This is a genomic window from Buchnera aphidicola (Pterocomma populeum), assembly GCF_049314985.1.
Lineage (GTDB): Bacteria > Pseudomonadota > Gammaproteobacteria > Enterobacterales > Enterobacteriaceae > Buchnera > Buchnera aphidicola_BQ.
On record NZ_CP186013.1, the window covers coordinates 524658 to 540288 of the forward strand.

At 23.5% G+C, this 15631-nt stretch carries 17 protein-coding genes and 2 tRNA genes; 13 read left to right on the forward strand and 6 right to left on the reverse strand.

Translation table 11 applies throughout. The features are described 5' to 3' along the window. Positions 1-115 precede the first annotated feature (115 nt). The gene (gene rsmC / locus ACOI1G_RS02590; RefSeq protein WP_422667248.1) at positions 116-1135 is read left to right on the forward strand and encodes a 16S rRNA (guanine(1207)-N(2))-methyltransferase RsmC; all 1020 of its coding nucleotides are present in this window, start codon (positions 116-118) and stop codon (positions 1133-1135) included. Positions 1136-1154: 19 nt separating this feature from the next. Here rsmC and ACOI1G_RS02595 read toward each other — a convergent pair. After that, positions 1155-1240: transfer RNA gene (locus ACOI1G_RS02595), tRNA-Leu, on the reverse strand. Between the two features lie 302 nt (positions 1241-1542). On the opposite strand from ACOI1G_RS02595, the gene ACOI1G_RS02600 reads away from it, so the two are divergent. Beyond that, positions 1543-1627, forward strand: a tRNA-Ser gene (locus tag ACOI1G_RS02600). 145 nt (positions 1628-1772) lie between these two features. On the opposite strand, the gene ACOI1G_RS02605 is transcribed toward ACOI1G_RS02600, so the two are convergent. Next, the gene (locus tag ACOI1G_RS02605; protein ID WP_422667249.1) at positions 1773-2810 is read right to left on the reverse strand and encodes an OmpA family protein; all 1038 of its coding nucleotides are present in this window, start codon (positions 2808-2810) and stop codon (positions 1773-1775) included. A gap of 194 nt (positions 2811-3004) precedes the next feature. Continuing rightward, positions 3005-4543, reverse strand: coding sequence for a murein biosynthesis integral membrane protein MurJ (murJ, locus tag ACOI1G_RS02610; protein WP_422667250.1), 1539 nt, complete (start codon positions 4541-4543; stop codon positions 3005-3007). 183 nt (positions 4544-4726) lie between these two features. Here murJ and pyrC point away from each other — a divergent pair, with 183 nt between their 5' ends. After that, entirely contained in the window at positions 4727-5776 is a 1050-nt protein-coding gene (pyrC, locus tag ACOI1G_RS02615) for a dihydroorotase (RefSeq protein WP_422667251.1), read from the forward strand. Here the strand turns inward: pyrC and flgN are convergent. The 3 genes from flgN to flgA are packed head-to-tail and all read right to left on the reverse strand — an operon-like array spanning position 5773 to position 6679. After that, positions 5773-6015 (reverse strand): flagellar export chaperone FlgN, encoded by a 243-nt coding sequence (gene flgN, locus ACOI1G_RS02620; protein WP_422667252.1) that lies wholly within the window; start codon positions 6013-6015, stop codon positions 5773-5775. The two genes, pyrC and flgN, sit on opposite strands and share 4 nt — an antisense overlap. Before the next feature lie 14 nt (positions 6016-6029). Further along, a complete protein-coding gene (locus ACOI1G_RS02625) occupies positions 6030-6179 on the reverse strand; it encodes a hypothetical protein (RefSeq protein ID WP_422667253.1) in 150 nt (49 codons plus the stop codon). Positions 6180-6238: 59 nt separating this feature from the next. Beyond that, positions 6239-6679, reverse strand: a complete 441-nt coding sequence (gene flgA / locus ACOI1G_RS02630; protein ID WP_422667254.1) for a flagellar basal body P-ring formation chaperone FlgA — start codon at positions 6677-6679, stop codon at positions 6239-6241. Between the two features lie 405 nt (positions 6680-7084). Between flgA and flgB the strand changes: the two genes are divergently transcribed. The 10 genes from flgB (at position 7085) to ACOI1G_RS02680 (ending at position 15568) form a co-directional block, all read left to right on the forward strand. Continuing rightward, complete coding sequence (gene flgB, locus ACOI1G_RS02635) at positions 7085-7492, forward strand: flagellar basal body rod protein FlgB (protein WP_422667255.1); 408 nt, start codon at positions 7085-7087, stop codon at positions 7490-7492. 4 nt (positions 7493-7496) lie between these two features. After that, on the forward strand, positions 7497-7907 hold the full coding sequence (flgC, locus tag ACOI1G_RS02640; protein ID WP_422667256.1) for a flagellar basal body rod protein FlgC: 411 nt from the start codon (positions 7497-7499) through the stop codon (positions 7905-7907). 1 nt (position 7908) lies between these two features. Continuing rightward, entirely contained in the window at positions 7909-8601 is a 693-nt protein-coding gene (locus ACOI1G_RS02645) for a flagellar hook assembly protein FlgD (protein WP_422667257.1), read from the forward strand. A 32-nt stretch (positions 8602-8633) separates the two neighbouring features. Beyond that, entirely contained in the window at positions 8634-9857 is a 1224-nt protein-coding gene (locus tag ACOI1G_RS02650) for a flagellar hook protein FlgE (protein WP_422667258.1), read from the forward strand. A 23-nt stretch (positions 9858-9880) separates the two neighbouring features. Further along, positions 9881-10633 carry a flagellar basal-body rod protein FlgF gene (gene flgF / locus ACOI1G_RS02655; RefSeq protein WP_422667259.1) on the forward strand — a complete coding sequence of 251 codons (753 nt, stop codon included), beginning with the start codon at positions 9881-9883 and terminating at the stop codon, positions 10631-10633. A 19-nt stretch (positions 10634-10652) separates the two neighbouring features. Beyond that, complete coding sequence (flgG, locus tag ACOI1G_RS02660) at positions 10653-11435, forward strand: flagellar basal-body rod protein FlgG (protein ID WP_422667260.1); 783 nt, start codon at positions 10653-10655, stop codon at positions 11433-11435. A 98-nt stretch (positions 11436-11533) separates the two neighbouring features. Next, positions 11534-12250 carry a flagellar basal body L-ring protein FlgH gene (locus ACOI1G_RS02665; RefSeq protein ID WP_422667261.1) on the forward strand — a complete coding sequence of 239 codons (717 nt, stop codon included), beginning with the start codon at positions 11534-11536 and terminating at the stop codon, positions 12248-12250. A gap of 216 nt (positions 12251-12466) precedes the next feature. Further along, on the forward strand, positions 12467-13564 hold the full coding sequence (locus ACOI1G_RS02670; RefSeq protein ID WP_422667262.1) for a flagellar basal body P-ring protein FlgI: 1098 nt from the start codon (positions 12467-12469) through the stop codon (positions 13562-13564). Continuing rightward, on the forward strand, positions 13564-13872 hold the full coding sequence (locus tag ACOI1G_RS02675; RefSeq protein WP_422667263.1) for a rod-binding protein: 309 nt from the start codon (positions 13564-13566) through the stop codon (positions 13870-13872). Before ACOI1G_RS02670 ends, ACOI1G_RS02675 begins: the two co-directional genes overlap by 1 nt. A 52-nt stretch (positions 13873-13924) precedes the next feature. Next, on the forward strand, positions 13925-15568 hold the full coding sequence (locus ACOI1G_RS02680) for a FlgK family flagellar hook-associated protein (protein ID WP_422667264.1): 1644 nt from the start codon (positions 13925-13927) through the stop codon (positions 15566-15568). The last annotated feature ends 63 nt before the right edge of the window (positions 15569-15631 follow it).

Consider the following 15631-nt stretch of genomic DNA (forward strand, 5'->3'; position numbering starts at 1 on the left):
TAATTATAGTATAAATATTCTATGATCACAATTTCTATTTTTTTATTATTATTTTTATTTATTTTATAAAAATAATTTATCTATTATAAATAATATTAAAAAGGATAATTTTCTTTTGTTTATTACAAATACAAGTAAATTAATATTACGCCATTCTAAAATATTTAAATATAAAAATATTTTTTTTTCTGGAAATATACAAGATACCTTTCCCAGTGAATTATCAACATTGAAAACTAAAATCCATATTCAAAAATATTATAATAAATTACAATTTGATCTAATAAAAAAAAATAAAAAAATAGATATTTGTCATAATTATATTATTACTCATCATATGACTAGAAATTATAATATCTTGATATATTATTGGCCTAAAGATAAAAAAGAAGCGTATTTTCAATTAATGAATTTATTTTCTTCATTATTTACTGGTACTGAAATTTTTATTGTTGGAGAAAATAATAGCGGAGTAAATAGTGCATCAAAAATGTTACATCAGTGGGTAAAATTAAATATATTAGATCGTGCAAAACACTGTGTTTTAAGTCATGGGATATTAATAAAAAAATCAATCTTTATAATAAAAAATTTTTTTCACACACATATATATAATAACATATCAATTAAATCTTTACCTGGTGTATTTGGTTATAAAAAAATAGATTCTGGAAGCAAATTATTAGCATCTACTTTTTCAAATCAAATCAAAGGATCGATTTTAGATATAGGTTGCGGATCAGGATTTTTATCTGTGTTACTGCATTATTATTCACCAAATATTCAATTAACATTGATCGACAATAATAAAAATGCATTAATTTCAAGTTTATCTACATTAAAAGAAAACAATATTGAAGGAAAAGTTTTGTTGAGCGACTTATATTCTAATGTATCTGAAAAATTTAATATGATTATTTCTAATCCACCGTTTCATAATGACTTAAAATTAAATTTTCAAATCACTAAAAAAATAATTGTTTATTCTGTAAAATATTTAAGATTATCTGGAGAATTAAGATTTGTAACAAATATTTGTTTTAGTTATGATAATTTACTTAAAAAAATTTTTAAAAAATATACAGTTTTAAAAAAAAATAAAAAATATAAAGTATATCAAGCATTTTTGATTTAAAATATCAATATTATTTTATTACCCGGAGCGGGACTTGAACCCGCAAAGCCATTTAAAGCCGAGGGATTTTAAGTCCCTTGTGTCTACCAATTTCACCATCCGGGCTTAATTATTTTTTATAGGCGTATCCCGGAATCGAACCGAGTTATACGGATTTGCAGTCCGCCACATATCCAATCTGTCAATACGCCTGTGATTCTATTATAGAAAAAAAATACATAAAATACAAATAAAATTTTATAACTTTAGATATTTCTTTTATTTTTTAATTTTAATCAGTAAAAAATTTATATTTTAATTATTTTATAACATAAATTATATTTTTATATTATAAAATTTTCTTTACATCTAGTCATATAATGATTTAATATTATATTTCTTTTAAAGATTTAAATATTCTTTATAATGGAGAGGTGGCCGAGTGGTTTAAGGCAGCGGTCTTGAAAACCGCCGACGAGAAATCGTTCGAGAGTTCGAATCTCTCTCTCTCCGAAAAAAAGATATTAAAAATTAATATTAAAATTCAATGCACACCTCTCCCTTACTATATTTATTTCATAAACAATAATTCTAAAATTAATTATAAAACTTTTATATTTTATTTTTTATTGTATATCATATTATAAAATATAACTTACTATTCTGCTATAATTTCAATATCTACACGACGATCTGGTGCTAAACAATTTACTAATAAATCATGATTGTCTACATTTTTACATGCTTGATTAGTCATCGGATATGAATTTCCTAAACCTTGAACAGTAATAGCGCTATTAGGTAAACCTCTAGAAATAAAATAATCTTTTACATTATAAGCACGTTCTTCAGATAACATCTGATTATAATGGTCATCACCTATTCGATCTGAATATCCTGACAATACAATAGAAATATTTTTTAATTTCATTTTCTTTATTTTAGCATCTAATTTATATAATTTTTCACAATTATTTTGTTGTATTTCAGTGCTATCAAAAGGAAAATTAATACTTTCATTTAATGTAACATATGGTTTTTCTGATATTTCAGAAGAATATAATGATACTATATCATGAATATGAGGATTTCCAAATTTCCATCCAAATGAAAAAGATAAATCTCCAGATTTTGATTTAATTGGAGTATGTATAATATTTTTAAAGCTATTTTTCCAAGTATAATCTAAACGAGTAATAAATGTTTTATTTATAATATATTCAGCACCTAAAGAAACACTAGGAATGACTGAAGTGTGCTTAGTAAAAATATGTTTTAAATCTTCTTTAGAAGACATATCTTCCCAAAATAACAAACCACCTACCTGAGTATAAACATTTATACTTTTTGTCATTGGATACGATAATTTTGTTGATAGCTGAATATTATTAAATTGAGAAGATTTATCTTTCTTGTTAAACATTAAATATGGATGAAAACCAGTTGTATCATTGGCTATTTCAAATCCAATATGTGAATTTAAATTATATCCTAAAAACAATCCTACAATAGGTGCAGATTCTTTCTTATTTATAAGATTATGATCAGATTGTTTAGAACTTTTTTCATGTTTCATTAAATTTAAATGTGACCATCCCATTTTTGTACCCATGTACCATCTATTTTCTGCATTTGCTTGAACAGAAGTAACCAAGCTCGCTAATAAAAATGCGATAGCAGTAGCTTTTTTTTTCATATTTAACTCCATTGTTAGGTAAATAATTAAAAAAATAAAATAATTTAATATAAAAAAACTTCTTATACATAACTATATTCTATAAAATATGCTTTAACAATTTTTTTAACTGAATAATCTATTATTATATTTATATTATGAAATAATATATATTATAAAATGAAAATATATGCCATTTAATTTTTAAAATTTTTTCATTTTTGAATATTATGTAAAAAAGTAAATAAACGAAGACCTAAAAAATAAAGAGCACTAAAATATACAATAACAGAACAAAAAAGAATACAAAATAAACGAAATATTTTATTACATATAGAACCTATATCCCATGAAGGCATAATGTACAACATTAAAAGTAAAATTAAAACCATTAATGTAGAAGAACAAAATAAACGAAAAATAAAAATATACCAATTATATTTAAAAGAAAAAAGATTTTTTTGATATAATTTCCAATATAAAAATAAAAAATTAAACCAACTAGATAAACTAATGGATAAAGCTAAACCAGCATGTTTAAAATAAAAAATAAGAATGGGATTAATTAATTGTGTAAAAAATATAGTAATTATTGAAACTCGCATAGGAATATGTATTTCTTCACAAGCGTAAAATGCACAAGACAATAATTTTACTAATATAAAAGAAACCAAACCAAACGAATATAATTCTAATACTTTTTGAGTCATTAAAACATCATATTCAGTAAATTTTCCATATTGGAAAAGAATAATTATTAGTGGTTTTGCACATATAAAACATACTAATGCACTAGGTACTCCTAAGATTAAACTTAGACGTATACTCCAATCAAGTGATTGTTGATATTTTTTTACTATACCTTCATGATAGTGTTTAGAAAGTGACGTAAATAAAATTGTACTAAGTGATATACCAAATATACCTATTGGAAATTCAATTAATCGATCTGCATAATATATCCAAGATATTGAACCTACATTTAGAAGTGAACTAAAAACAGTGTTGATAATTAATGAAATTTGATTTGCGGAAGACCCTATAATAGTAGATCCTATTTTTTTTAAAACACGAGTAATACCAGAATGTTTTAAATTAATAATAGGCATTACAAACATATTAATCTTATACAAATACGGTAATTGATAAAATAATTGAATCATTCCACCTATAATCACACTCCATGCTAAAGCAAAAATATTAGGATGAAAATAAGAATGAAAAAAAAATAAAAATATAATCATACTAAGATTTAAAAAGATAGGAGATATAGATGGAATAGAAAAATAATTCCAAGCATGTAAAATTGACGATAATAACGATGAAAGAGAAATTAATAAAATATAAGGAAACATAACTGTTAATAAATTTGTAGCTAATGTTAATTTGTATAAAGATTTTGAAAAACCTGGAGCACTAATCATTATAATATTGCGAGCAAAAAAAATTCCTAATACTGTTAATATGAAAAGTAAAAAAATCATTAAACCAAATACACATGAAATAAAATATTGTATATATTTTTCTGATTTTTGATGCTTATATTCTACTAAAACAGGAACAAATGATTGAGTAAATACTCCTTCTGCAAAAATACGACGTAATAAATTAGGAATTTTAAAAGCTGTGAAAAAAGCATCAGTAAAGATAGAAATACCAAATGTATGAGCAATTAATACATCACGAAAAAAACCTAAAATACGCGATAAAAAAGTGATAATACTCACTGATACTAAAGATTTTAAAATATTCATTTTTAAAAAACTTATAACTATTAAAAAAACTACAGTTTCTTATAATATAATAAACATAAAATAGAAATATTAAATTTTATATTTTTAAAGATTTTAATGATATAATCAATATTATAGATAAATATTTGAAGAATTATGAACATCACCTACATAATTTAATTCAATAATTAATAGAATATAACAATGTCTAAATTTTTTAAAAAAATTACTATTATAAAACCAGATGATTGGCATGTTCATTTAAGAGAAAATACTATGTTAAGTAAAGTGATTAATTATACTGGTATTTTTTATGAACGAGCTATTATTATGCCTAATCTAGAAAATCCTATTATTAATTGTAAACAAAGTATAAATTATCGTAAACAAATTTTACAAGCACAAAGTAATCATGTAAAATTTCAACCTTTAATGACATGTTATTTAACAGATTTTACAAAATCTAAAGAATTAGAAATAGGTTTTAATAAGAAAATATTTATAGCTGCCAAGTTATATCCTAAAAATTCTACAACAAATTCTCAAATAGGTATAAAAAATATTAACAATATTTATTCTATATTAGAAATTATGGAAAAAATAGGTATGCCTTTACTAATACATGGTGAAGAAACAGATCATAATATCGATATTTATGATAGAGAAGCAAAATTTCTTGAAACTACTTTAGAGCCTATTCAAAAAAAATTTCCCTCGTTAAAGATAGTATTAGAACATATTACTACAAAAGAATCAGTAGATTATGTTATAGAACGAAATTCACCTTATTTAGCTGCAACAATTACACCTCATCATTTAATATTAAATAGAAATCATATGTTTGAAAATGGAATTAATCCATATCTATATTGTTTGCCTATACTAAAAAGAAAAATTCATCAAACAGCTTTACGAAATGCTATATCTAGTGGAAATAAAAGTTTTTTTTTAGGTAGTGATACAGCACCACATTACTATAAAAATAAAATTAATATTACAGGTTGTGCAGGTATATTTAATGCTCCTTCATCTTTGCTAATTTATGCAACAGTATTTGAAGAAATGCAAGCATTACAGCATTTTCAATCTTTTTGTTCAGAAAATGGTCCAAAATTTTATAATCTTCCAATTAATGAAAAAACTATTACATTAATACGAAAACCTCATAAAATTATAGATCAAATTAAAATTGGAAAAAATACTATTATTCCATTTTTAGCTGGTCAAATATTAAATTGGTCTATTGATATTTAAAATTTTAAATTACCCTTATCATCATATATAATATTATTAGAATAAGTAGAGGCAATTTCTAAAAAATTTTGATTAATATAAAATTTTTGATTTAAAATTTTCTTATTTTTTAAATTTATTTCTTTTAAAATTAGACATGTATCAGAAATTTTGTTCCATATTGTATTTAATTCATTATTAGTAACATATGGTGAAAAAAAATTTTTTTCTTTTTCAAGACATAATCTTTTTTCTTGCATAAGTCTTAATTCTTCTAAAATTTTTTTTTTTTTTCAAAAATACAATATAATTTTTCAATATTATTTTTACTTTGTAAAATAACTAAATATTCTTCATTTAATACATTTTTTAAATTATATACAGTATCTTCAATATTTTTTATGATATTTATCAATTTTTTCATTTTATTTTTCTTATATTAAACTAAGTTAATCCTATATTAACAATATTAATGTTCAATTATTATAAATATATTACTACATTTCCATATTTATTCACTAATCCGTGAATAATATGATTATTACTCATTTTTATAGGTACCAGTTCGTTATTAGCTCCATTTTTTAAGGCTGTTCCTTTAGAAATAATTTTAAAATTTGTTCCTATAATAATAATCGTTACTTTTTGATTAATATGTACTAACCAAAATGGACGTATCATAAAAGATGTAATAGATTGTAATGGAAAAATATTTTTTAAAGCTATTTTTTTAATAACATCTTTTTCATTAAAATATGTTTGATAAGGTAAAATATCTAAACGTCCACTTATAATTTTTAAATCAGATTTAGAAATATAAGTACCTCTGGGCAGAAATCGATTTGCAACAATATATTTTCCCGTTACCTGTACTTCAGTTTTTAAATGTTTAGTAAATGTATCACATGTTAATAGTATATCCATTAAACCAAAATAATGTGTATTATTTGAAATTACAAAAAATGGATTTTTACAATATATATTTTTTTTTAATGAAGTATGAACAATAATTTTAATATTTTTTTTTTCAGAGAATATTCTTTACTTAAAAATTTTATCAATTCATTAGTTAAATTCATAGCTTGAACTGAAGAAAAAGACAAAAAAAAAATCAAATATTTTACAAGCATTTTTTTTCCTATTTATAATATTATATAATTTTGTAAGATTAAATATTTACTGAAAGAATAATATAGAGATATAATTGTTTATATATAAAAATAAAAAAATTATAATTATAATTTTTAAAAATATATTTTATACTATATTTTATATGAAATATAAAACTATTATGATTAATATCTTAAATATATAATTAGGAAATAAAATATGTTAGATAAAATAAATGCACTATTCAAATTTAGTCAATATGCATTAGATATTTACGCAAAAAGACAAGAAATAATAGCTTCTAATATAGCCAATGCAGATACACCAGGATATCAATCAAAAGATATTAATTTTAAAAATGAAATTAATAAAAGATTAAGAAAAAATAATATAACTAATAATATACAATTAAAAAAAACATCTCCACAACATATTAGCATGTATAAACAAAATACATCTTCATTTACAATACTACCAGTAGTATCAAATTATTTGAAAAAAAATGGTAATACAGTAGATATGAATCGTGAAAGAATTTCATTTATCGATAACAGTTTAAAATATCAAGCACATATAATATTTATTAATAATCAAATTAAAAATATCATGCATGTATTACGAGGATAAAATAGTGTCTTTACTAAATGTATTTAATATTGCTGGATCAGCAATGATTGCACAATCGCAAAAAATTAATATTATTGCCAGTAATATAGCTAATTCTGAAAGTATGGTATATAAAAATGGTAAATTTCATCCATATATTGCAAAAAGAGTAATATTTCAAGTAGATCCTCAAAAAAATTCTAGTATTGGTGGTGTAAAAGTATCAAAAGTTATAAATATTGAAAATCCTTATAAATTAGTATATGACCCAAATCATCCCTTATCTGATAAACAAGGTTATATTAAAACATCTAATGTTAATCTTGTTGAAGAAACAATTAATAACATTGAAGCTTCTCGAAGTTATCAGGCTAATATAGAAGTTTTAAAAACAATTAAAACAATGATTATAAAAACATTAACAATAGGAGAATAAGATGAATAACTTGATTGATAACAATCAATATATGGCAATATCAGGAAAAAATACTATTTTAAATAAAAAATATGAAAAAAATAATACAAATACTATAAATTTACAAAAAAATTTTTTAACTTTATTAATGGCACAAATTAAAAATCAAGATCCTATTGACCCTATGAAAAATACAGAGTTAACATCACAATTAGCTCAAATTAATACAGTAGGTCAAATGGAAAAATTAAATCATACTGTTGAACAATTGGTTATTCAAAATCAAAAAAATAAAAGTATTCAAGCATCTTCATTAATTGGACATCGTGTTTTAACACCTAGTTCCAACTTAATTCATAGTAAAAACAATTCAACACCATTTGGAATAGAATTATTACATGATGCTGAATTTGTTAATATAGAAATTAAGGATAAAAAAAATAAAATTGTATTTGATAAAAATATAAAAAATATGAAATCTGGTATGTATCATTTCTTATGGAATGGAAAAAATTTAAATCAAGAAGATGTTGATACTGGAAAATATCATATTACTGTAAAAGCAAAAAATCAAAATAAAAACATTACTACACATACATTCGTCCAATCTTTAGTAAAAAGTATTATTGTATCTCAAATATCGAAAAATCCTATTGTTAACTTAGGATTATCAGGTACTACACTACTTTCTAATATTCGAGAAATTTTTGGATAAAAGATTTTATTAAACTGAATAGGTAAATAATAATGTCAATGATGAATGCTATTAGCGGATTATTAGCAAGTAGTAATTGCATAGATGTAATATCAAATAATATAGCAAATGCATCCACTACAGGATTTAAATCAAGTACACTTTCTTTTTGTGATATTGTATCACAATCTTTAATAGAAAGAAATTCTATGGGATCAGGAGCTGAAGTCTCTGGTCTTGTACAAAATTTTAATAACGGAACACTAATTAATACAGGAAGAGAATTAGATATAGGAATTAATCAAGATGGATTTTTTCGTGTATTAGACTCACGTGGAAGAGTACATTATACAAGAAATGGTCAATTTTCTATAGATAAACAGAAAAATATAGTTAATATGCAGGGATTATATGTAACAGGACAAAATAATGATTTTGTAAATAATAGTGTAAATCATCAAAATCATTTAGAACCTATTAATTTAAAAAAAAGATTTGTATTATTAGCACAACCCACTCAAACAATTAGATTTAGCCCTATTTTAAATACTAATGCCAATCCTAATGCTGGGGATAATGATATATATATTCCGTATAATACCAGTCTTACTATTTATGATCAAGATACTAATCCACAGAAAATAGATATTAGATTTGACAAAGAAAATCAAGATAAAAATATTTGGAAAGTATATGTTAAGTCGCGGAATATGAATGATAATTTAAAGAATAAAAAAATTAATAGTGTTTTTACTATTGAATTTGATGATGCAGGACAACTAATATCATCACCTACCTTTATAATTCCTAAAACACAAAAAAATTCTTTATATCAACCAATTACTTTAAATTTAACAGGAATAATATCTAAAAAAGATAGTAAAGAGACTTTTGATTTAGCATTTCAAGATGGATACCCAGAGGGTACATTAAAATCATTTGATATTCTTCCAACAGGTGAAATTATAGGTACATATTCAAATCAACAAATGCATGAAATGGGTCAAATTATGCTTGCAAAGTTTATTAATCCTACTAAATTAAAAGCTGAAGGATCTAATTTATGGTCTTCTACAGTAGAATCAGGACAAGAGCATCTTGGTACTGCAGGGAGTATAGGTTTTGGAACTTTGGTTAGCAAAAATTTAGAAACATCAAATGTTGATTTAAATAAAGAACTATTAAATATGATTGTAGCACAAAGAAATTACCAATCAAACGCTCAAGTATTAAAAGCAGAAGATAAAATTCTTAGCACCTTAGTAAATTTACGTTAATAAAAAAAAGGATTAATTGTACAATGGAAAATGCAATATATGATTCTATGGTTTCTGCAAACCAATTGTTAAATAAGCAAAATAGCATTGCTAATAATTTAGCAAATATGTCAACAACAGGATTTAAAGAAAATTTTATTTATATAATTAAACAATATAGTCAAAATAAAAATAATGTAAATCATAATTCTAATTTACAAGAAAAAGAATATTATAATACTTCTACCGGATTATTAGATTATACAAATAGAAATTTAGATATATTTATTAAAGATAATGGATGGTTAACAGTAAAAGATAAATATGGAAAAGAAGCATATACAAAAAATGGTCATATTATTGTCAACCCACAAGGACAACTAACTGTTCAAAATCATAAAATAGTAGGATATGATAATAACTATATAAAAATTCCAAAACAATCGGATATTACAATATTATCTAATGGAGAAATAGTAAATAAAAAAAATAAAAAAAATACTATTGTACAATATAACATTGGTAGATTAAAATTAGTTCAATTACCCATGAGTGCTCTTGTTAAAAAAGGCAATGGATTATATTATCTTAATAAAAAGATTTATAATGAGAATACACATCATAATAATAGAATACAGATAAAATCTGGTGTATTAGAAAATAGTAATGTAAACCCAACAAAAAATATGATTGATATGATATCAAATGCTAGACAATTTGATATGCAAATGAAAATGATATCTATGTATGATCAAAATACAGAATATGCTAATCAAATTTTAAATATAAATAGCTAATATAATAAAGGATAAGATTATGATCTCTTCTTTATGGATTGCTAAAACGGGTCTTGATGCACAGCAAATCAATATGAATGTTATTTCTAATAATTTAGCTAATGTAAGCACAAATGGATTTAAAAGATCTAGAGCAGTTTTTGAAGATTTAATGTATCAAACTATTAGACAATCCGGAACAAACTCATCAGTAGATACTATTGTACCATCAGGTCTACAATTAGGAGCAGGAGTTAGACCTATATCTACAGAAAAAATATATATTCAAGGAAATATGGTAAAAACAGAATCTGCAACAGACATAGCCATTAATGGAGCAGGATTTTTTCAAATTGAATTAGCAGATGGAAGTATAGCATATACAAGAGATGGTTCTTTTAAGCTTAATCAAAATGGACAATTGGTAACTAATACTGGATTTACTGTAATACCTACTATTATTATTCCACCACACTCTTCTACTATTAATATTGGTAGAGACGGTATTGTTAGCGTAAATATGAAAGGACAATCGCAACCAATTTCTGTTGGACAAATCAGTTTGACAAATTTTATTAATAATGCAGGATTAGAAAGTTTAGGTGAAAATTTATATCAAGAAACCCAATCATCAGGAGTTCCAATTGATAGCAATCCTGGAACTAATAGCACTGGACTATTATATCAAGGATATTTAGAAACTTCTAATGTCAATGTAGCAGAAGAACTAGTAAATATGATTCAAACACAACGTGCATATGAAATTAATAGTAAATGTATTAGCACATCAGATCAGATGTTACAAAAATTATCACAATTATAATCATTTCTTTTGATCATTATATTATATCATAATATAATATATCTATTGAGAAACAAATTATTATATACTAAAATATTATTATCAAAGGTAATTTTTTCGTGGTAAAGTTATTTACTTATCTTATAAAATGGTTTATAACTGCTATTGTTTTCTTATCCATTAATGGTTGTACATACGTATATAAGCAATCAATTATGACAGGTATAAAACCATTTTCAGTATCATATAAAGAAGAAAATATTAAAAATGGATCTTTATTCCGAGAAAAAACATTGATAAATTACGGATATCAAGCTCTTTTTGAAGATCATCGACCACATAATATTGGAGATATACTAACCGTTATATTACAAGAAAATATAAGCGCTAGCAATAGTTCATCTGCAGATATGAGTCGTAATGCTACTACTAATTTAGGATTATCATTTGTACCAGGTCAGTTAAATCCTATGTTTGGAGTAAATATTAGTGACGTCAAAACAGGATTAGATAGTACCGGGAAAAATGGAGTTTCTGGAAAAGGTAGCAATTCTGCTAATAATAAATTTAGTGGCCTTATTACAGTAACTGTACAGGATATACTACCTAATGGTAATCTAAAAGTAATTGGAGAAAAACAGGTAACTATTAATAAAGTTGCAGAATTTATCCGATTTTCAGGCGTAGTAAATCCTAAAAATATTAATCAAAGTAATTTAATTACATCTACACAAGTAGCAGATGCACGAATTGAGTACATTACTAATGAAATTTTTAATAAAGTAAAAGAAATGGGATGGCTTCAAAAAATATTATTAAAAATTTCACCTGTATAATATATATATATATATAGAATGTTTATAAAAAATAAATTATTAAATATAATTAATCTCATAAGGGATATTATTAATCCTTTATGAGTAACACTTAAAATACATTTTTATTAATTACAAAAATTTTTATAAATGGTTATTTTAATAATCAATAATAAATTTATATATTTGATACATACTGTATAATTTAAATATAAAATGTATTTATAAAGGTTTTTTATGTATAATATAATTGTATTAATAAAATTAATTTTATCTTTTTTAATTAGCTTTTATGCATATGCTGATAAAATACGTGATTTAACAAGTATTCAAGGTATTAGAGAAAATCAACTAATTGGATATGGATTGATAGCAGGATTAGATGGTACAGGTGATCAAACAACACAATCACCACAAACTACTCAATCATTAAATAACATGTTAACTCAATTAGGTGTTAATTTATCATCTAATAATAAAATAAATTTAAAAAATGTAGCATCAGTAATTGTTACTGCTCAATTACCTCCATTTGGTCATATAGGCGAAAAAATAGATGTTATAGTATCTTCTATTGGAAATTCTAAGAGTCTTCGAGGAGGAACATTATTAATGACTCCTTTAAGAGGATCAGATAACCAAATTTATGCAATTGCACAAGGTAATATTTTAGTTGCAGAAAGAAATAGTGTAGATAAAAAAATTAATTTTCTACACGCCAATGAAGTAAATGGAGGAAAAATTGACCATGGTGCAACTATTGAACGTGAAATAAATAATAATTTTGGAAAAAATAAAACTGTTAATTTGCAATTAAATGAAGAAAATTTTAGTACAGCTCAACGCATTAGTGATATAATTAATATGAAATATCCTAATATGGCTATTGCAATTGATTCAAAAACTATACAGTTAAATATGTCAGCAAATAAAACAGTACAGGTATATACTATTTCTAAAATTCAAGATATAGATATTCCGATGCCGTTACAAGAAGCAAAAGTAATAGTAAATGCTCGTACTGGTTCTATAGTGATGAATAAAGAAGTAAAACTAGGTTCTTGTGTAATTTCTCACGGATCATTATCGATGTTAATAAATCAAGAAAAATTAAATCCATTATTAATATCAAAAGTAAATCAAGATTATAAAAAAATTTTATATAAAAATGTACAAAATGCACCTTATTTAAAATTTAATTCTTTAAACAATGCAAATTTAAATAACATTATTCGAGCATTAAATATATTAGGAGAAAAACCGGAAGAATTGATGTCTATTTTACAATTAATGAAAAGTGCTGGTTGCCTTCATGCAAAATTGGAGATTATGTAATGAATAATACTTTATTACCTTTTCATGAATTTAATTATAGTACTCAATTACAAAATGAATTAAAATATAAAAGTTATTTAAAGAAAAATAATGCATTACAAATCGCAAAAGAAGTAGAGGGTATTTTTATTCAAATATTAATTAAAAATATGAGAAATACTTTATCAAAAGATAATTTATTAGATAATAATCAAAGCCGTCTTTATGTAGATATATATGATCAACAAATTGCACAAGAGATGACAAAAAAAGGTATTGGATTAACTAATATTATTTTAAATAATATAAATAAAAATAAAGTAAAATAAATTCACTTTACAAAATATTGTAAGTAAAATATAAAATAAAAAGGAAAAGATCATGAGTTCCATTTTCACATCAAGTATGTCTGGAATGAATGCAATGCAAGATCTTATTGATGGTACTATAGCTAAAATGAATTTTCCTAAACCAGGAAGTACATATCAACCAATCCTAGAAAACAATATTGATCCTTTTAGTTTTAATCCTGGAATAAACGTTACACAAGTATATGATCATTATAACGATTTTATTACGGAAGAAAAACAACAAAATTATACAAAAATAAGTGAAGATCAAACTCATATTGATCAATTGATGAAAATAGAAGATTTATTAGATGACAAATCTGATGTTTTTAGCACTAAAGTTAATGAATTGTATGACCAAATAAAAGAGGATATTATAGTAAATCATAATACTCAGATAAATGAAAGTATAGCACAGAAATTATCTAATGTAACAGTTGAAATAAAAGATTTTGATAAAAAACTTAGTTTTTTAGAAAATGATATTAAAAATTGTATTCAAAATTACATTGCACAAGCAGATGAAATAGCTAATAAAATTAGCGAGATTAATAAACACTTAGAATCTATACCTGCTCGAGATAGAACAGGAAAGAAAAACCCAATATTACGTGAAAGAGAATTTTTAGAAACTGAATTACAAAAATTAATTGGTGTGAAAATCACTAAATCTGAAAAAGATTATAATATAGCCCTTCAAAATGGACAAAGTTTAGTTCATAATTCAGAGCACCATAATATTTATTCAATTACTAATCCTAAAGACCCTAAATATATAAGTATTGGATATAAACATAACAATACTCGTACTTTAGTCATAGATGAAATAGAACCTGTTATTTCTACTGGATCTTTAGGTGCATTATTTAAATTCAAAAGAGAAGAACTTCTTAATACACGAAATAAAATTGGACAATTATCTATTAATTTCATTGATAGTATAAATTCATATCATATGTTAGGGTATGATAAAGATGGAAGATTAGGACAACAAATTTTTAAGATGGATGATCCGGAAGTAACTTCTAAACAATCTAGCGTACCATCTCAATTAGTATCAGCTACATGGTCTTCTAGTAGTAATGCTAAAGCTAGTAATTATCAAGTAAAATTTCATCATGATGAATGGACAATAACAAGATTATTAGATAATCAGATTATTCAACCAACAAAATTTAATCAAGATAATAATTTTGGATCTACATCTCTTAGTTTTGATGGAATTACATTAAATATTAATGGCACATCGCATGAAGGTGATACTTATGACATTAAACCTTATGCTAAAACATTTGAACAATTACAAGTAATTTCAGATAGAAATGCACCTTTTGCATTTTCATCTACTAATGATTTAAATCAAATTAATAGAAATAATGCGCTTATCATGCAAAAATTAAATGAAGATCCATTAGTGAATCAAACTGAAACATTACATGAATCTTATAACAACTTTACAAAAGCTATTTCTTACAAACGTCATACATTAGAAAATGGACTAGGATTTAAAGAAAAAATAGTTGATGTATTACATGATAAACAAGATGCAATGTCTCAAGATATTGAAAAAGATTATCAAGATTTAGTTCAAGAACAAAAATGTTATGAAGCTAATAGTAAACTTTTTAAAATAGCAGAAAAAATTTTAGATGATATAATTACAGCTTATAGTTAATTTTTATTAATTTATCTTCATTCTTTAAAAAATAAAAACTTACTCAAAAGGTAAGTTTTTATT